The organism is Cytobacillus sp. GQ23 (assembly GCF_059758675.1).
Window position 1 is genome coordinate 1 of sequence record NZ_JCAXER010000036.1, and the last position, 19,083, is coordinate 19,083.

At 42.5% G+C, this 19,083-nt stretch carries 18 protein-coding genes and 3 riboswitches; all 18 genes read right to left on the reverse strand.

Going from position 1 to position 19,083, the window contains the following annotated elements; translation table 11 throughout:
- Positions 1-87: 87 nt before the first annotated feature.
- The gene (locus AC6CHU_RS22875) at positions 88-1,665 is read right to left on the reverse strand and encodes a Na+/H+ antiporter NhaC family protein (RefSeq protein ID WP_159867987.1); all 1,578 of its coding nucleotides are present in this window, start codon (positions 1,663-1,665) and stop codon (positions 88-90) included.
- 156 nt (positions 1,666-1,821) lie between these two features.
- A riboswitch (Lysine riboswitch) is annotated at positions 1,822-2,028 on the reverse strand.
- A gap of 65 nt (positions 2,029-2,093) precedes the next feature.
- Positions 2,094-2,840 carry a sporulation protein YunB gene (yunB, locus tag AC6CHU_RS22880; RefSeq protein ID WP_159867990.1) on the reverse strand — a complete coding sequence of 249 codons (747 nt, stop codon included), beginning with the start codon at positions 2,838-2,840 and terminating at the stop codon, positions 2,094-2,096.
- 216 nt (positions 2,841-3,056) lie between these two features.
- Positions 3,057-4,151 (reverse strand): HD-GYP domain-containing protein, encoded by a 1,095-nt coding sequence (locus tag AC6CHU_RS22885; protein WP_159867993.1) that lies wholly within the window; start codon positions 4,149-4,151, stop codon positions 3,057-3,059.
- 507 nt (positions 4,152-4,658) lie between these two features.
- A complete protein-coding gene (locus AC6CHU_RS22890) occupies positions 4,659-4,961 on the reverse strand; it encodes a YunC family protein (RefSeq protein ID WP_159867996.1) in 303 nt (100 codons plus the stop codon).
- A gap of 117 nt (positions 4,962-5,078) precedes the next feature.
- The gene (locus tag AC6CHU_RS22895) at positions 5,079-5,924 is read right to left on the reverse strand and encodes a DUF72 domain-containing protein (protein WP_159867999.1); all 846 of its coding nucleotides are present in this window, start codon (positions 5,922-5,924) and stop codon (positions 5,079-5,081) included.
- Positions 5,925-6,081: 157 nt separating this feature from the next.
- Entirely contained in the window at positions 6,082-7,479 is a 1,398-nt protein-coding gene (sufB, locus tag AC6CHU_RS22900; protein ID WP_159868002.1) for a Fe-S cluster assembly protein SufB, read from the reverse strand.
- Positions 7,480-7,584: 105 nt separating this feature from the next.
- Positions 7,585-8,034, reverse strand: a complete 450-nt coding sequence (gene sufU / locus AC6CHU_RS22905; RefSeq protein WP_159868005.1) for a Fe-S cluster assembly sulfur transfer protein SufU — start codon at positions 8,032-8,034, stop codon at positions 7,585-7,587.
- Positions 8,024-9,253, reverse strand: a complete 1,230-nt coding sequence (locus AC6CHU_RS22910; RefSeq protein ID WP_159868008.1) for a cysteine desulfurase — start codon at positions 9,251-9,253, stop codon at positions 8,024-8,026. Before AC6CHU_RS22910 ends, sufU begins: the two co-directional genes overlap by 11 nt.
- Positions 9,253-10,563: a Fe-S cluster assembly protein SufD gene (gene sufD, locus AC6CHU_RS22915; protein WP_159868011.1), complete on the reverse strand. Its 1,311-nt coding sequence runs from the start codon at positions 10,561-10,563 to the stop codon at positions 9,253-9,255. Before sufD ends, AC6CHU_RS22910 begins: the two co-directional genes overlap by 1 nt.
- A gap of 17 nt (positions 10,564-10,580) precedes the next feature.
- Positions 10,581-11,366 (reverse strand): Fe-S cluster assembly ATPase SufC, encoded by a 786-nt coding sequence (sufC, locus tag AC6CHU_RS22920; protein ID WP_159868014.1) that lies wholly within the window; start codon positions 11,364-11,366, stop codon positions 10,581-10,583.
- Between the two features lie 333 nt (positions 11,367-11,699).
- Positions 11,700-11,954 (reverse strand): YuzK family famiily protein, encoded by a 255-nt coding sequence (locus AC6CHU_RS22925; RefSeq protein WP_498122864.1) that lies wholly within the window; start codon positions 11,952-11,954, stop codon positions 11,700-11,702.
- Positions 11,955-12,264: 310 nt separating this feature from the next.
- Entirely contained in the window at positions 12,265-12,636 is a 372-nt protein-coding gene (locus AC6CHU_RS22930; protein WP_159868020.1) for a carboxymuconolactone decarboxylase family protein, read from the reverse strand.
- 122 nt (positions 12,637-12,758) lie between these two features.
- Entirely contained in the window at positions 12,759-13,601 is an 843-nt protein-coding gene (locus tag AC6CHU_RS22935; protein WP_498122865.1) for a MetQ/NlpA family ABC transporter substrate-binding protein, read from the reverse strand.
- A gap of 12 nt (positions 13,602-13,613) precedes the next feature.
- On the reverse strand, positions 13,614-14,282 hold the full coding sequence (locus AC6CHU_RS22940) for a methionine ABC transporter permease (RefSeq protein ID WP_159868026.1): 669 nt from the start codon (positions 14,280-14,282) through the stop codon (positions 13,614-13,616).
- A complete protein-coding gene (locus tag AC6CHU_RS22945; RefSeq protein WP_498122866.1) occupies positions 14,275-15,300 on the reverse strand; it encodes a methionine ABC transporter ATP-binding protein in 1,026 nt (341 codons plus the stop codon). The genes AC6CHU_RS22940 and AC6CHU_RS22945 overlap by 8 nt, the downstream gene beginning before the upstream one ends.
- A gap of 152 nt (positions 15,301-15,452) precedes the next feature.
- Positions 15,453-15,557, reverse strand: a riboswitch (SAM riboswitch).
- A 140-nt stretch (positions 15,558-15,697) separates the two neighbouring features.
- Positions 15,698-17,014 carry an O-acetylhomoserine aminocarboxypropyltransferase/cysteine synthase family protein gene (locus AC6CHU_RS22950; RefSeq protein ID WP_251284830.1) on the reverse strand — a complete coding sequence of 439 codons (1,317 nt, stop codon included), beginning with the start codon at positions 17,012-17,014 and terminating at the stop codon, positions 15,698-15,700.
- An 83-nt stretch (positions 17,015-17,097) separates the two neighbouring features.
- Positions 17,098-17,199, reverse strand: a riboswitch (SAM riboswitch).
- Positions 17,200-17,250: 51 nt separating this feature from the next.
- Complete coding sequence (locus tag AC6CHU_RS22955) at positions 17,251-17,589, reverse strand: SCP2 sterol-binding domain-containing protein (RefSeq protein WP_498122868.1); 339 nt, start codon at positions 17,587-17,589, stop codon at positions 17,251-17,253.
- A gap of 143 nt (positions 17,590-17,732) precedes the next feature.
- Positions 17,733-19,004, reverse strand: coding sequence for an MFS transporter (locus AC6CHU_RS22960; protein ID WP_251284819.1), 1,272 nt, complete (start codon positions 19,002-19,004; stop codon positions 17,733-17,735).
- Positions 19,005-19,083: the final 79 nt, after the last annotated feature.

Below are 19,083 nucleotides of genomic sequence, written 5' to 3' on the forward strand. Positions count from 1 at the left end.
GGGTTCCCTCTGAGGGAACCCTTTTTCTTTTCGATGAACAGCACCAAAAAAGGCCTCTCTCAAAGAGAAAGCCTTTTTCAATAATTTTTAACTTGCCTTGCTTTCCTGCCAGGATTCTTTCTTTCCGCGGCCAAAGAAGGCAAATGCCGCTACAAGAACAGCTACTGCAAGTAATGCGATTACAGTGCTGCTGGTGAAACCTATGATTAAATAGCCAGCTGCAGCAATCCCCGCAGAAATCAAGGCATATGGCAGCTGAGTCATCACATGGTCTATATGGTTACAGCCAGCCCCTGTTGAAGAAAGGATGGTTGTATCGGAAATCGGTGAACAATGGTCACCGAATACCGCTCCGGCAAGAACAGCTGACATAGCCGGCAGTAACAGAGTAATATCAGTTGCAGCGGCAATGTCTCCTGCAATTGGAAGCAGAATTCCAAATGATCCCCATGAAGTTCCAGTACTGAAAGCCATTATTCCTGCTATGGCAAAAAGTAGAAACGGAAGCCATGAAGTGCTCATATTTGTGCTTTCCACAATACCCGCCAAATATTTTCCAGTCTCCAAACGGCCAATTAAATCCACAATTGCCCAGGCAAACAGCAAGATATAAACAGCCGGAAGCATGGATTTAATCCCTTCCCATACCCCTTTGCCGAAGACATTTGCTTTAACGCCTTTCAAAACAAAGGCCTGACGGAAGAATAAACCTAACGAAACCACTAGGCCCACTAGGCCACCGAGGATTAAGGATTTAGAGACATCTGTATTTTCAAAAATTTGTAAAACGGTGGCATTTCCTTCAACCGCCTGTGAACCTGTCCAAAACATTGAACCCACTGTACCGATTACAAGAGCTATAATAGGCCATACAAGATCTCCGACAGATCCTTTAGAACTTGTAGGAAGATCATCCTTCAATTCACCAGGTGCCGGCTTCTCGGGATCCATTACAAGCCCCTCTTCAGCTGCCCGCTTCTCATGAACTTTCATTGGCCCGATCTCTATGCCCCATAACGCTACGATAAATACAATGGCCAGAGTTGACCAAACATAAAGGTTCATTGGAATCATTTGAATAAACGCAGAGAAAGCAGAATACTCAGTAACATTATGGGCCGCAAGAATGGTCCCAATCAATGCAATAATGTACGCACCCCAGCTTGATACCGGTGATACGACACAAACAGGTGCTGAAGTTGAATCAATAAGATACGCAAGCTTCGCACGGGATACACGCTGGCGATCTGTAATCGGACGTGAAATCTGGCCGACTGCCAAAGCGTTGAAATAATCGTCAATGAAAATAATAATACCTAAAACAGCTCCGACAATCTGTGCGCCTGCACGGGTCTTAACCCGCTTCATCGCCCATTCCCCAAAAGCGCGGCTTCCGCCTGAAATAGATATAAATGCAGTAATAACACCTAATACAAGCAAGAATAAAATAATATATACATTCCAGGTGTTCAGTTCTCCATCTGAAACAAATATTCCTTTTACAGCATCCCAAATAATGCTGAAAGTTTCTGTAATGCTGAATTCAGCCAGCAATAATGCAGCTGTTACGATCCCCACTCCCAATGACAGCAAGACGCGCCTGGTCAGGATAACCATAGCGATTGCAACCAAAGGCGGCAGCAGGGAGAAAATCGTGTTTGCCATTTCTTGTCCTCCTCTTGTTTTTTGGGATCACACCATTTAAGGCGTGTCCGTTTTCAATCAGGGGAACAACAAGGATGATGACAGAGTCAAAATAAAAAAGAGTAACGATAGAGAAAAATCTATCATTACTCTTTTGAAGTAATTAGTTTCTCCATCACGATCTGTAGCTCCCCATTATGAAGGCTTTGACAAAGTATATTCATACTTTCCCCTCATAATGACAGTGTTACTCCTATTCGAAGTAACCCCAGCAAGATTAGTTCTGACTCACTAATCATACTTCGGCAACATTCCCTTTCGGCTGCGGTCATTGTTGTCATCCTCACTCAGCGTACTCTTGAATACTGCACCTCTACCCCATCGGATATGATAAGGTTTTTATGAAATTATAGTAGAATTTTATCAAAATACTAAACTATTTGCAAGTATTATTGGCTTGCCGGTATTTCGATTGATGGCGAGGTTCCTCCTCCGCCATTGTAAAATTGCGGGACCTTTCCCGGGTAAATGCCATAAGCGGCCAGCACATCTTCCTGTACTGTAATAATTTTGGTGGCAAAAGGAATGATAATTTGGACCTGAACGTCCAGGCGGACCAGTACCTTCACTTCCACATTATTTATGCCGTGATCCTTTGTTTCAGTTATAAAATTGGAGGTAACAGAACCGACTGCATTAAACTTCACTGGAATACGGGGACCCAAGTTACCAAGGAGTGCATTATTGGTTGCCTGGCCAAGCGGAACATAATAGACAATTCCATTTGAGTGCTGCATTTGCTCCGTATTAATTTCTACGTCTGTAAAAGACTCCAATGCATCCAAATCGCCTTTTTCTGCTTTCTTAATATTATCCTGAACCAGTTCGGTTACTTCCGCTTTGACTCTGTTCAGCTTTTCCACGTTAATGCTGACAACACCGCTCTCGCTTGCCTCAAACATATCTTCCAAATCCATCACATTGGTAATTTTTTTGTTAATCGCATTGTTTATTACCAATGATGCGATTTTCCTTGTCTGTGAATCTGCATAGCTCATGAGTGTGGGCTTAAGCCCTTCATTAATAATCCAAAGGCCGGCAGCTGTTGAGATAACGAAGAATACAAAGGTCAAAAGAAATACATAGCGGAATGGAAGAGGACCTTTCCGGGGCAGCCGGCCGCGAAATTTTGCCAAAACAAATCCCCCCTTTACATGCTATATGTATGCTGTAAAGGAGGGAACTAGGCTCAAAAATCCAAAATAGTTTATCGCAGTCTAACGGGCAATAAGACCGCACTTCAAGAGTCAACGGAATCAAAGGAGGATAAGTGGGGTCAAACTGCCAGTAAAGGCCCGATTGGTTCAACTAACCATCAAGGGGATAAGCCATCCCCTGATTGAAGTTTCAATTTATTGTTGTACAAAAGTCGTATCACAGCCCGTAATAACGGAATTCAATTCAGCCCCTAGGTCTGCTTCATATGGCTCAACGTTTCTGCCCTTTTCTTCAAGTATACGGATGACCGGCCTGTCGCTAAGTCCCGCATTCTGCCGGCAGACAACTCCTTTTCTTCCATCATTCAGCTCAACAGTAATACCAACCGGGTACACGGCTACCGCCTGACGGAAAACTTCAATGACTTTCTTATCAAACAGCTTGCCGGCCCCTGCATACAGGACTTCCAGGCCTTCATGCGGGAGCATAGCCTGCCTGTATATGCGGTTGGATGTAACTGCGTCAAACACATCGGCAATTGCAATAATCTTGCCGAAATCATGAATTTCGTTCCCCTGTAGTCCGCGAGGATAGCCTGACCCATTCAATCGTTCATGGTGCTGAAAGGCACAATGTGCAACAAGAAGAGGAATTGTCTCTACTTTTCTTAATATATTAAATCCATCTTCGGGATGCTTCTTAATGGATTCAAATTCTTCAGATGTCAATTTACCAGGTTTCAAAAGGATATCTGCAGGCACCTTCATCTTTCCGACATCATGGAGGATTGCACCCAGCCCAAGGATTTCAAGTTCCTTCGGCAGGAGCTGCAGCTTCATCCCGATTGCGAGTGAGTAAAGAGTTACGTTCAGAGAATGTGTGAAAATATAGTGATCATATGAATAAACATCTGATAGGATCGTAAGCAGCTCTTTATTTCCCCTTATTTCACTGATTAGCTGGCGAATCAGCCCTGAGAGCCTATTTGAAGCATTCTCCACGACCAGAGTGCTAGAAAATTCTTTATTTGCTTCTACTTCCTTTAGAACCGTTTCTATGGTTTCGATAGCCTTTTTCCGCATTTTGGGATTCAGAGGGTTCTTATATTGGATATCCTCAGTGCGCTGATCTTTGATATACACATAGGCAATACCCACTTCCTGCAGTTTATTTATTAATTTATCAGCCAGCTCCACACCTTCATGCAAAAGGACCTGACCCTTGTCATTATATATAGCTTTGGCCAAAACACTGCCAGTCTCAATTGTATTGGTTGCTGCTAATCTCATATGTATCTCCCATATCCTTTTTTTGCTCTACTTTATATTTCGGGAATTATTTGGTTTTATTTACATTATACGACAAAATTCCTGCATTGGCGGAAGTTCTTCTCTAAAGAAGAGATTTTTTAGGGAATTCCGATTAATTTTGTTGTGTCATCCTTCAATCCGGGCTGTTTTTTTAATCCGTTATCTATTTCTGTGCGGATAGCCTTTATTTATGTGCGGATAAATTTCTTTCTGTGCGGATAGCCGGCTTTTCTGTGCGGATAACTAATTTTATGTGCGGATAGGTTTTTTCCAAAGATGATAATGTCCCTTAATAGCCTAAATTCCGCTTTCTGAGGCTTGGTGCCTGAGCTTCCTGGACGCCCTGCCCCTTCGGAAACTCAGCTGTCCCCGTTATTTGGGCAGGACACCAAATAACGCTCTCGCACCTTCCTCAGTAAACGATTCAACATGCAACATCACTTACGAAAACTCCATAAAAAAAGACAAGCCTCTTAAGGCATGCCTTTAAATCATTTTGAGAAGTGCTTCTTTTCCGATCGTTCCTTTAACAATGCCCAATTCCTCGGCCTCGTAAGTGACAGACTCAAGCGGGGCATTCAACAGCTGATCTATCGTTTTTACACCGACAGCCCTGCCGGCAATTACTTTACGGTCCTTAAGCTTTTCGTTCAGCAAAGCTACATCCAGGGCTCCGCACATAATATACCCTTTATCATTCGTTACCACCAGCAGATTAGTCTTCGGCAGCTGCACCGAAACACTCAAAAAAGTGTGGCCACCTATTTCAATCGGCTTCAAATCAATCATACCTGCACCCACTCCTTTCCTTTTCCCTTACACAATATGTACGGACAAGGAAAAGGGTGAACGTGACAGGCACCTATACCAGTTTGCCGAAGTGGTATAGGTGCCTGTCACCCGGTTTTAAAATAAATCAAGTTGTCTGGGAGCTAGCTGCTGGTATTCGATATTCAGCATTTCGATCATTTGTTTAGCGTTGTCTGCCGCGTCACCGCCTGAGTTGTTGTTGAAGACGACGTATACATTTTTACATTTTTTCTTGAGCTTTTTTAGATGTTCTGCCCATTCTGCCAGTTCTTCTTCGTTATAGCGGTAAAGATAGCGGACCTCACGCCAGTTGTCCCCATTCTTTTTCTGCCAGCCGTGAAAATTGCGTCCGTGGAAACGAACGAGCACTTTGTCCATATTGGTTGTTTCCAGAACTGTTGGAACTGAACCTTCACCGGCTTGCGGCTCGTCACAGATGCTGTGAATCCATTCTTCCTCTTTCATAAAGCTTAGCGTGCTTTCCCTAAACTCCGGCCGAAACCATGATTGATGCCTGAACTCCAGAGCACAGGGGATCTCCCCCATCTTTTCCTTGCACCAGCGAAGATAATCAACATTGGCTTTTTTACAGTCAAACCATGGCGGAAATTGAAACAGCACCATTGCCAGTTTGCCGGACTCAATATAAGGCTCCAATGAATCCTTAAACGCCTCAAACATTTCTTCTTTGCTTTCAAAAGGGATCTCTCCTCTTTGATGGCCCGTCATACCCTGATAGGCTTTTACAATGAATTGAAAACCATCTGGGGTGTCATTAACCCATTTGGCGGAGTTGCGTTTTGGCTGCACGGCATAAAAAGCAGAGTCCACCTCTACTGTCGGGAAGTGGCCGGCGTACTCCTTTAATTTATCTCTTGGCGAAATGGCGCCTGGATAAAGGCTATCATGATCGCCCCAGCCTGTTACGCCTATGATAATCATTGAAATACCTCCGTTTGGCTAAGTATTGTCACGATAAACTGAGAACTAATTTTTATATCTCCACTTTAGCAATTTATCCAAAAATAATATACTCCCTGTTACCTATTTTAAAAACCCGCTTACCATGGCCGGTAAACGGGTTTTCATAAATTAGCTATTAACCGATGGAACCTTCCATTTCAAACTTGATCAGACGGTTCATTTCTACTGCGTATTCCATTGGAAGTTCTTTCGTAAATGGCTCGATGAAGCCCATTACGATCATTTCTGTTGCTTCTTCCTCTGAAATTCCACGGCTCATAAGGTAGAATAGCTGTTCTTCTGATACTTTTGAAACCTTCGCTTCATGCTCAAGAGAGATGTTGTCGTTTAGGATTTCATTGTATGGAATTGTATCTGAAGTTGACTGGTTATCCATAATTAACGTATCACATTCGATGTTGGCACGGGCACCTTCAGCTTTGCGGCCGAAGTGAACGATTCCGCGGTATGTTACTTTACCGCCCTGCTTGGAAATCGATTTTGACACGATCGTTGAAGACGTGTTCGGTGCAAGGTGAATCATTTTTGCACCTGCATCCTGATGCTGCCCTTTGCCTGCTAATGCAATGGAAAGGGTCATGCCGCGTGCGCCTTCTCCTTTAAGGATAACTGCAGGATATTTCATTGTCAGTTTTGAACCGATGTTTCCGTCAATCCATTCCATTGTTGCGTTTGATTCACAAACCGCACGCTTTGTAACCAGGTTGTATACGTTGTTTGCCCAGTTTTGGATGGTTGTATAACGGCAATATGCGTCTTTTTTGATAATAATTTCAACAACCGCACTATGAAGTGAGTTGGTTGTGTACACAGGTGCAGTACAGCCTTCTACATAGTGTACATGTGCGCCTTCATCAACTATGATAAGGGTACGCTCAAATTGCCCCATGTTCTCAGAGTTAATGCGGAAATAGGCCTGCAATGGCGTATCAACTTTAACACCTTTAGGAACATAGATGAACGATCCGCCAGACCAAACGGCTGAGTTTAATGCAGCAAATTTGTTGTCTGTTGGAGGGATAACCTTTGCCCAGTGCTCACGGAAAATATCTTCATTTTCGCGAAGAGCCGAATCGGTATCCTTGAATACAATTCCTTTTGCTTCCAGGTCTTCCTGCATATTATGGTAAACAACCTCTGATTCATACTGTGCAGAAACACCAGCAAGATACTTCTGCTCTGCTTCAGGAATACCTAATTTATCAAAGGTCTGTTTAATTTCATCAGGAACTTCATCCCAAGAACGTTCAGTCTTCTCAGAAGGCTTAACATAATACGTAATTTCATCAAAGTTTAATGACGCTAAATCTCCGCCCCATTGCGGCATAGGCATGTTATAGAAATGGTCCAGTGATTTTAAACGGAAGTCAAGCATCCATTGTGGCTCTTCCTTCAATTTTGAAATCTCTTCAACAATTTCTTTTGTCAAACCGCGTTTTGATCGGAAAATGGAAACGTCTTTATCGGCAAAACCATACTTATAATCGCCGATCTCAGGCATTTTTTTTGCCATCGTCGTATTCCTCCATTCATATAGGAAAGGGTGTACACCCTATCATTTCATAGTATTTTAGCACACAAGACAGATCATAAAGTATTAATCAAACGTTTGATTGATTTATTCCTGTTCTTCTTTCTCTGTGCCAACACCTTTTTCCATTGCTTTCCATGCTAAAGTGGCACATTTGATTCTGGCAGGGAATTGGGAAACTCCCTGAAGAGCTTCGATATCGCCAAGATCAAGATCATCTTCATCATATTCTTTCCCCAGCATCATGTCAGAGAAAACTTTGGAAAGCTTTAAGGCATCTTCAATATTTTTACCCTTGATGGCTTGAGTCATCATGGAAGCTGAGGACATGGAGATGGAACATCCTTCGCCTTCAAACTTTGCGTCTGCCACTTTGCCATCCTCAAGCTTCAGCGTCAATTGAATCCGGTCTCCGCAAGTAGGGTTATTCATATTGATCGTCAGGCTGTCATCTTCAAGTACCCCTTTGTTACGAGGGTTTTTATAATGATCCATTATAACCTGGCGGTAAAGGGTATCTAAATTTTTAGAAGACATCGCTGAAATACTCCTTTGTTTTGACAAGCCCGGAAACAAGCTTATCAATATCTTCTTCCGTATTGTACAGATAGAAGCTTGCACGTGCAGTTGCCGACACCTTGAGCCACTTCATAAGCGGCTGTGCACAATGGTGGCCGGCGCGGACTGCAATTCCTTCTGCATCCAATACAGTAGCCACATCATGTGGATGAACATCGTCTATATTAAATGTAACCAGACCTGCCCGCTTCGAGGCTTCTTTAGGTCCATAAATGGTCATTCCCTCGATAGCAGACATTTTTTCCATAGCATAAGCAGCCAGCTTGTGCTCATATGCCTCGATTTCATTCAAGCCAATCTGCTCAAGGAAATCAATTGCCGCACCAATTCCGATGGCACCTGCAATGATTGGCGTTCCCCCTTCGAATTTCCATGGTAGCTCCTTCCATGTCGATTCATAGAGGCCGACAAAGTCGATCATTTCACCGCCAAATTCAACAGGTTCCATTTTTTCAAGATGCTTTTTCTTACCGTAAAGAACACCGATGCCAGTAGGACCGCACATCTTATGTCCGGAAAAAGCAAGAAAATCACAATCCAGGTCCTGAACATCAATTTTCATATGCGGAGCACTTTGTGCACCATCCACAACCATAATCGCGCCATTCTCATGGGCGATTTTCGCAATTTCCTTAATCGGGTTCATCACACCCAATACATTCGATACCTGCATGATCGATACGATTTTCGTATTGGCTGTGACGGTTGCACGGACATCTTCAAGAGAGATGGTTCCGTCCTCCTGCAGTGGGAGGTACTTTAGCGTGGCACCGGTCTGTTTAGCTACCTGCTGCCACGGAATGATATTGCTGTGGTGTTCCATATAGGTGATAACTATTTCATCGCCTTCAGACAGGTTAGCGCGCCCGTAGCTTGCTGCCACTGTATTGATGGATGTTGTTGTTCCTCTTGTAAAAATAACTTCCTCAGTGGATTTTGCATTTATGAATTTTCGCACCTTTTCCCTGGCACCTTCATAGCCATCCGTTGCTCTGGTGCCCAAGGTATGGACGCCTCTATGAACATTCGAGTTATATTCCCTGTAGTATTTATCAATCGCCTCAATTACCGGAACAGGCTTTTGGGAAGTAGCGGCACTGTCCAGATAAACAAGGGGCTTTCCATTGACTTCCTGATCCAGTATGGGAAACATCTGCCGAATCTCACGGGCATTCATTATTTTACTTTCCCTTCAATAACGGCAGTAAGCTGCTTTTTAACACCTTCGATAGGAAGAGCGTTAACAACCGGCGCCAGGAAGCCGTGAATAACAAGACGTTCCGCCTCTTTCTGGGAGACACCGCGGCTCATTAAATAGTAAAGCTGCAATGGATCCACACGGCCAACTGAAGCTGCGTGACCAGCTGTTACATCATCTTCGTCGATTAATAAAATCGGGTTTGCATCTCCGCGGGCTTTTTCGCTTAGCATCAGAACGCGTGATTCCTGCTCGGCATTTGACTTGGAAGCACCGTGCTCGATTTTGCCGATTCCATTAAAGATGGAAGATGCAGAGTCTTTCATAACCCCATGTTTTAAAATGTAACCTTCGGAATTTTTTCCGAAATGAACTACTTTTGTTGTAAAGTTTTGGGTCTGTTCTCCGCGTCCTACAACAACTGTTTTGGTATCACCGAAAGAACCGTCTCCAACAAGATTAGTTGTATTCTCTGAAACTGTATTGCCGTCGTTCATTAGTCCAAGAGCCCATTCAATGCGTGCATCACGGCCTGCAACTCCTCGGCGGTTCACATACGCTGTTGTTCCCTTAGCAAGTGTATCAACCGCACCATACTGCACTCTTGCATTTGCATTGGCAATGACCTCAGTAACAATATTAAAGACGCTATTCGCTTCCTCAACCACGGAAACATAATTTTCCACGTAAGTAACTGAGCTGTTATCATCAGCTACCACCAATACATGGTTAAATAGGTTTGCCTCTTTATCATCATGGATATATACAGCCTGAATTGGCGCTGAAATTTCCACGTTTTTCGGAATGTACAAGAACGCTCCGCCATTTAAAAGAGCCGCGTGCAAAGCGGTTAAACGGTGTTCGTCCGTTTTGACGCCATCTTTCATGAAATACTTTTGAAGCAGCTCGCTATGTTCTCTTGCCGCTGTAAAGATGTCTGTGAAAATAACACCTTTTTCCTGAAGCTCTTTGGATATAGCCAAATGAGTCGGTCTATTATTTCGCTGAATATATAAGTTCTGATCGCCGGCTTCGGTATCAATCAGGTTTCTTACATCCTCCGGAAGGTCATTTAAAGACGTAAAGTCTTCGCTTCCGACAATATGCTTTTCGAACTGTGTAAAGTTCCATTTATCTATTTTCGTTTTATCAGGCCTTGGCATTGGCAGGCTTTCCGCGTTTGCAAGCGCATTTAGACGGAGTTCTGTCAGCCATGCCGGCTCGCCCATATCTTTTGAAAAGGAACTAACATAATCCTTATCAAATGGTAGTTTTATTTCCGTTGTCATAGTGATCCCCCTAACGCTTACGCTTCTTGCCCAACTGTTTCGTCTTCAATGCCCAATTCTTTCTTGATCCAATCATATCCTTCTGCTTCTAAGCGCTGTGCAAGTTCAGGTCCGCCTGATTTTACAACGCGGCCCTGCATCATCACATGAACATGGTCAGGAGTGATGTAGTTAAGAAGGCGCTGATAGTGTGTGATAATTAAGCAGCCAAATTCTTCTCCGCGCATTTCATTGATTCCTTTAGAAACCACTTTCAATGCATCGATATCCAAACCGGAGTCGATTTCATCCAGGATAGCGATTTTAGGTTCAAGCATCATTAATTGCAGGATTTCATTACGTTTCTTTTCTCCGCCTGAGAAACCTTCATTTAAATAACGCTGAGCCATGTCAAGGTCCATTTCCAGGAACTCCATCTTGCTGTCCATTTTGCGGATGAATTTCATAAGAGAAATTTCGTTGCCTTCATCAAGGCGGCTGTTAATTGCAGAACGTAAAAAATCGGCATTTGTTACGCCGCTGATTTCACTTGGATATTGCATTGCAAGAAAAAGTCCGGCACGTGCGCGCTCGTCAACTTCCATTTCAAGAACATCTTTACCATCCAATGTGATGCTTCCTTGTGTTACTTCGTATTTCGGATGCCCCATGATAGCAGAAGATAAAGTAGATTTACCTGTACCGTTCGGCCCCATGATTGCGTGGATTTCTCCACCTTTAATCTCAAGGTTTACACCTTTTAATATTTCTTTTCCCTCAATAGCAACATGAAGGTCTTTAATTGTAAGTACTGATCCTGCCATAATATATACCTCCGTCAATAAAAGAAGATTTGTAAACCGGTTTTATCCGCAAATCTCTATTCTCATTTTATTCTCATTACAATCTTATAACAAATCAAATATCATAGCAACTCTTTGAGACCATTAACAAACTTTTCAAACGAAAATGTTTAGAAAGCCTGTAAATATAGATTTTATCATACAAAACCAATGTCTTCAAAGAGTGAAATCACCGGGATCCAGGCATGTCCTATCTATTTTTTCCCGGTGCTGTAATTTCATGTATTGCAAAAAGAAAACCAGTGCATCATTGGCACTGGTTACTATTTACTTCATTATTATATATACCTAAACCTAGGAATGAATCTTTCTTTCAAGATCTGCAACTAACCTTTGGCTTTGAAGGTAATCTTCCTCACGTCTTTTTTCAACTTCCATTCGAATATCATGTTTCCGGCTGTACACTTCATATCCAACTCCATGGGCAGCTTGCATAGCTTTTTCCATTTCACTCGTGTAGTTCAGCTGTAACTGACTGATAATGAACCAATCCTTTCGGTTTTTATGCTTTTCAGCATTTAGTTTTACATCTAAAATCTTAACACTCACCATATACCCCGCACAAAGCGGAAAAAACCTGATTTTTTTAGCAATTTCAGGAGTGAGAACCGGTGAAACGCTTTCATATTCCATATCCTTAGAATACTGGCTGAATGCTCGGAAATAATGGTTGTTTTGTAAATTTTCTGAAAATATACATCTAAAAAGGCTCTTTTCGAATAAATTGTTTTTTATGCTTCTCAATGTCGTCCGTTGATTTCCGCTGCAGAATCACACTTTCCACCACAATCTGTAAATATATCCCAATAGAAGCGAACTTCCGAAAAAAAAGCCCCTGCTATTAAGCAGGAGCTGATTTTCAATGATTTTGCTGATTCAATTCTGTCATGGCCTCCTGGACGAGTGTAACCGCCTGGCTCATGGCTGCTCCGCCTCCAAAAGCCGCTGTTACTCCTACTGCCTCCAGAATTTCTTCTTCAGACGCTCCTTGGTCAATGCAGCCTTTTGTATGGTAAATAATGCAGTATTCATCCTGAGAATATAAACTGATTCCTAGCGCGATCAGCTGCTTCTCTTTTTGAGACAAAACTCCTTCCTTAAAGCAGGCTTCAGTAAAAGCATTATAATGCTGTGCCAAATCCGGCATTTTATCAGTGAATACACCTAATCCGACTTTATAATCATGAAGGGCTGCTTCTATTGAGTTAGAAGGTTCATGATAATGCTCCATCGATCTCCACTCCATTTCAAATAGTATCATGGTTAGTATGTTTGTTTGCTTTTCTATCTATACAGGGAGCGGGGCTGCTGATCTGCAAAAAAAACAGGCGCTGCGAACGCCTGTTTTTTTTCTTACTCAGATACCGGTACAACGGCACCTTCATATTGTTCAAGAATGAAATCCTGGATCTCCTTTGAACGAAGCACCTCTACAAGAGCTTTAATTCCTTCTTTCTCTTCATCACCTGTACGGACTGCAATTACATTTACATATGGTGAATCTTTGTCCTCAATAGCAATTGAATCTTTAAGAGGATTTAATCCTGCATCAATTGCATAGTTGGAGTTAATCAGAACTGCATCCCCTTCTCCATTATTGTAGATCTGAGGAAGAAGTGATGCTTCATATTCAGTATCAAACTCTAATTTTTTCGGATTGTCTTTTATATCTTCCAGTGTTGCTTCCGTTTTTTCAACATCTTCATTTAAAGTGATAAGTCCCTCAGCTTCCAGCATGGAAAGAATGCGGCCATGGTCTGCAACTGAGTTGCTCATGATGATTGTAGCACCCTCAGGAAGCTCCTCAAGATTCTTATATTTCTGGGAGTATACACCGATTGGCTCAATATGAATTCCGCCTGCATTTGTAAAATCATAGCCATGCTCAGCTTTCTGCGACTCAAGATAAGGAATATGCTGGAAGTAGTTTGCGTCAAGCTCTTTAGACTCAAGAGCCTGATTTGGCAATACATAATCCTGGAATGTTACAACATCAAGTTCAAAGCCTTTTTCTTCAAGTAATGGCTTTGCTTCTTCAAGAATTTCCGCGTGAGGCACATTGGATGCTCCCACCGTAATCTTTTTGCTATCTTTATCTCCGCCTTCTCCGGCACTGCCGTCTTTTTCTGAAGTGCCGCAAGCTGCAAGTACAAGGGCAACTGCCAGTGCAAGAGCAAGTGATAACCACTTTTTCATGTAAATCTCTCCTTATCGTTTGTCTAATTTTGTTGTAATAATATCTCCAATAAATTGGATGATAAATACGATGATTAAAATAATTACGGTCGCCATAAGCGTCACATCACTTCGGCTCCGCTGAAAACCTTCAAGGTATGCCAGATTCCCAAGTCCACCAGCGCCGATAACACCAGCCATAGCTGTGTAGCCAACCAGTGCGATAGCTGTTACAGTAATTCCCGAAACAAGGGCCGGCATTGATTCCGGAAGCAGCACCTTCCAGATGATCGTGCTTGTTTTTGCGCCCATTGACTTGGCTGCTTCAATTACCCCTTTATCTATCTCCCTCAAGCCGATTTCCACCATTCGGGCATAGAACGGAGCAGCACCAATAATTAATGCAGGCAATGCTGCATCCTCCCCAATCATTGTTCCCAATAGAAACTTCGTAAATGGAATTAATAAAACAATCAGGATGATAAATGGAATTGAACGGAATATATTGACGAACGCAGAGATAACTTTATTAATTGGCGCATTTTCCCAAATATTCCCCCTAGCTGTCAAAAAGAGCAGCAGCCCCAGCACCGCTCCCAAAATAAAGGTTGCGATAACAGAAATAGCAGTCATATAGAGGGTTTCCACAGTAGCCTCCCACATGGAATCCCATTTTACATTTGGAAACCATTCATTAAGCATTGGAAATCACCTCCACGCCTACCTGCTGGGAATGGATATATTCAATTGCTTTTGCAACTTCCTCTGCTTCTCCATCAACATGGATGAATAAGGTACCATAAGAACCATTCTGCGTCTGGGAAATCTTCCCTTGAAGAATATTTACAGTTACCTGGAAATGACGGATCAGGTTAGTAATCAATGGCTGTTCAGCTGATTCGCCGACAAATCCTAATTGAACTACTTTTCCTTGTGGATACAAATCTACAAGATGATCAATCGTTTCCTTCGTTTCTTCAGGCTCTGTCACCTGCTGAACAAACCGCTTTGTTATTTCTGCTTTTGGATTCTTAAAGACATCTAATACAGGTCCGATTTCAACAATTCGGCCGCCTTCCATAACAGCAACCCGATGGCAGATTTTACGGATCACGTGCATTTCATGTGTAATCAGAACAATGGTTAAGCCCAGGCGTTCATTGATGTCAACAAGCAGCTCCAAGATGGAATCTGTTGTTTGAGGATCAAGTGCAGATGTGGCCTCATCACAAAGCAGCACTTTTGGGTTGTTAGCAAGGGCTCTGGCAATTCCGACCCTTTGCTTTTGACCGCCGCTAAGCTGAGATGGGTAGGCTTCTTCCCTTCCTTCCAGACCAACTAGTTTAATGAGCTCGTCTACTCTTTTGAGCCTTTCCTGCCGGGAAACACCAGCGATTTCTAGCGGAAATGCAATATTTTCTCTTACTGTTCTCGACCATAACAGGTTGAAATGCTGGAAGATCATGCTTATTTCCTGACGTGCTTTTCTTAGGTTGCTTCCCTTTATCTTTGAAACCTCATTGCCGGCTACTGTTACGCTGCCATGGGTAGGAAGCTCCAGCCCATTCAGCATACGGATTAATGTACTTTTACCAGCACCGCTATATCCGATAACACCGAATATCTCTCCTTCTTTTACCTCCAGGTTTACATCATCCACAGCTTTTACCTGGCTGTTTTTTGAAGAGAATATCTTCTGAACATCTGTTATAGAAATCAATGTGATAGTCACCTCTTTTATCGAAAGATACAGATAATAATTAATTGGCTGCTTCTATTTACCTATTTTTTACTCACAATAGACTTTCATGCGCAAATGCAAAAATGCCTTCCTGCACATGAGCAGAAAGGCATAAATAAATTTAGTCCTTCCTCTCATCTATCAAAGCTATGCTTTGAGTGAATTGGCACCATTTCAACTAAATTGACGGTTGCCGGGCTTCATAGGGCACTTCCCTCCACCTCTCTTGATAAGAGCGTTACGTTCTATATTCAATTAATACTTTAAATTATTTAAGCAGTTTTTTAATTACGTTTGCTATCGTATCATAGGCGATAAAAAGGTGTCAACGATGAAATTTCAAACTTTCGGAAAAAAGCGAATGGTAAATTATCCTTTACGCTTTTGCGGCCAACGATGTAAGACCCGCAGCTGTTTCAATGGCCTGTTCCAGATCTTCAATCAAATCCTCCGCATTCTCAATTCCGATCGAAATCCGAATTAGATCTTCCGGTACACCGGCAGCCTTTAAACCTTCCTCATCCAGCTGCTGATGAGTGGTGCTTGCAGGGTGGATAATCAGGCTCTTTGCGTCCCCGACATTGGCCACATGTGCCCAAAGCTTCAGGCTATTGATCAGCTTGGCTCCAGCCTCTCTTCCGCCAGCGATTCCAAATACAGCCACTGCTCCGGCTCCTTTTGGCAAGTATTTATCTGCCAATTTTTTGTCCGGGTGGCTTTCATGGCCTGGATAAAGCACCCAATTAACAGCTGGATGCGCCTCCAGATATTCCACTACCTTTTTGGCATTGGCAACATGCTCCTTCATTCTTACATGAAGAGTTTCAAGGCCCAGTGTGAATTGGAATGCACTTTGTGCACTCATTGCAGGCCCTAAATCTCTCAACAGCTGTACTCGGGCTTTGATAATATAAGCCGCTTCACCAATTGCTTCACTATAAACAATATCATGATAGCTCGGATCCGGTTTTGTAAATCCCGGAAACTTAGGGGAATTCCAGTCGAAATTTCCGCCGTCAACAATTATACCGCCCATTGTAGTTCCATTGCCGAGCAGCCATTTTGTCGCAGAGTGTATTACAATGTCAGCCCCATGCTCAATTGGCCTGCAAAGATAAGGAGTAGCAAAAGTGTTATCGACAATTAGCGGCACACCATTTTCGTGTGCAATTGCGGCAACTTTTTCAATATCAAGGATCTTCAGGCTCGGGTTTCCAATCGTCTCGGCGAAGACAGCCTTTGTTTTATCTGTTATTGCACTGCGGAAATTTTCCGGATCCTTTGGATCGACGAGTCTCACCTTTATTCCGTACTTAGGAAGTGTGACTGCAAACAAATTATATGTACCTCCATATAAATTTGAGGCAGCAACAATTTCATCACCTGCTTCAGCAATATTTAAAATAGCCAGTGTTATGGCAGATTGGCCGCTTGCAAGAGCCAGCGCACCCACTCCTCCTTCAAGAAGGGCTACCCTTTCCTCAAATACACTGACAGTGGGGTTATGTATCCTGCTATAAATATATCCCTGCTCTTTCAGAGCAAAGAGGTCTGCAGCGTGATCTGTATCCTTGAATTGATAAGCATTGTTCTGATAAATCGGAACTGCCCTCGCACCGGTTACAGGGTCAGGCTTGAGTCCGCCATGCACTCCAATGGTTTCAAAACGGTAGTTTTGCTTTTTGTCTGTCATCATAATCTCTCCTCTATAATAATGTTTGTTCATATCGAAGAGCTGAAAAGGCCCTCTTCATAAGAAGAGGGCTGTATCGTCTCTTCTTATCTTCCAGAGCATTCCGCTCTGCTGGATTTAGCACCGTGTACTTTACCGGTTGCCGGGCTTCACTGGGCCAGTCCCTCCGCCTCTCTTGATAAGAATATTCCGTTAATTAACAATATAATGATATTATCATACTATTTAAAAAATGGTCAAGTATTGGTAAGTGAAATTTTTTCTAAACAGAAAAAGGACTCGATGAGCAGTTTTTTTCTGAAAGTGGCTTCCATGATTATTTTATTTCGGGAAATTGCTTCCCGTAGCTTTACTTCCCCGGTAATCAGTGACAGCACATCTTCTTCCAATCCCGAGATTTCCACATCAAAATGGCTGGTATGGCTTGCCTTCTTTATTTCCCCATTCGAAACTTTTAAAGGAATGCTTATATTTCCAGCTTTAATAAGCAAAGAAAAATTTGATTTTCTCAGGAAAAATTCAAGATGCCCTTTCGCCTTTAATTCCCTGATAAATAAATCAGGTAAATCTCTCACAGCCTCACCTCTTTTAATGGGTTTATTGTTTTTACTATTCAGTAATAAAGAGCTTTAATCCTTTATTTTTCATTCGACAAAATCAGAAAAGCACTGCCTGTTTGATTGGCATTGCTCTTTCATTTCCTGAGAAATATGTCAGATTAAATTATTTTTACAGAGGGTTCTGCAGCTTTTGTCTTATTATAGCCTCTGAATACAATGAAAAAATAGATAGACCCAATCAAATATAAAGTGGCTGTAATAGTGAATACCAGAGCATATCCCCAATAGTCCCCATATCTCATGACGATTCCTGTTGAAACAGGGCCCATCACAGCCCAACCCAGATTGAAAACCATCTGATTAACTGAGTTTGCCAGCCCTTTCATCGAATCATTTACCTTTGACATCATGAGTGACATTTGTATAGGATTTCCCGCATTCATGAGCGCCTGCCTGAACAAAAAGCAGATGGCAGCCAGCCAAAGATTTTCAGTATATCCTGTTAAAAGCAGGAAGGGCAGTGACATGAGCTGCAGGATCACAACGGCTTTAACCTCTCCCAGCTTTCTTACAACAACCGGACCGATTATCATGGCAAAGGCCGTGGCAGCCTGACCTAATGAGATAATAATGCCAATTGCTGAATTCGAGGCGTCAAAGCGGTCTGCAAAGTATAAATTTAGATAAGGGATAACAAGTCCTGCGCCAATTCCAATGAGGAGCTGAGCCAAAGCAAACATAACTATAATTTTGACACCTTCATTATTAGCAGAAAGGTTTTTGAATGACAGACCTTTTAAGCCCTTTGCATCTTTTTGATCTTTCAAAACCTCTGAGAAATGCAAAATTGGAAAAAAGCCGGCCATGAAGAACACACTTGCAATTAGAAGAGTTATGCGGATACTGGTGAGCTGATCCGTAAACAGGGAAAAAGCATCTGTTAAGACGCCTCCGCTTAAATTGCCGATCACATTTGCACCAGTCATGATAGCAAAATGTATACTGAATAAATGGACCCTTTGGTCAGCTTTTGAATTCTCAGCCAGCCATGGTATGCCCGATACCTGTATAAAAGCTGTTGTCAGTCCTGTTAAAAAAGCAAATAAAATCAGCAGTTCCTGCATTTCAGCTATACTTCTGAAAAGCATAACTGCACCTGTGGCAACTGCCCCAAACAGCATCGCTTTTTTTCTGCCAATTCGGTCGCTCGCAATCCCTGCCGGCACAAGAACCAGGGCTGTCGCGAGAGCAGTCATGGATATGATTTGCCCATTAACACTTTCAGAGTAGCCAAGTTCTCTTATATAGAAATTATAAATTACCATGAATATCCCGAAACCAATTTGTGTAAAGATATTCGCCATAAAAGCCAATTTTATGTTGCGGTTATAGCTTTTAAATTGACCTGCCCACTCCCTGTAAAATGCCATCCGGATCCCTTCCTGCACTGTATAATTTTTATTTCGCTTCCCTAAGTATCATACTCTGTCAGGTGGAATTTGTAAATGT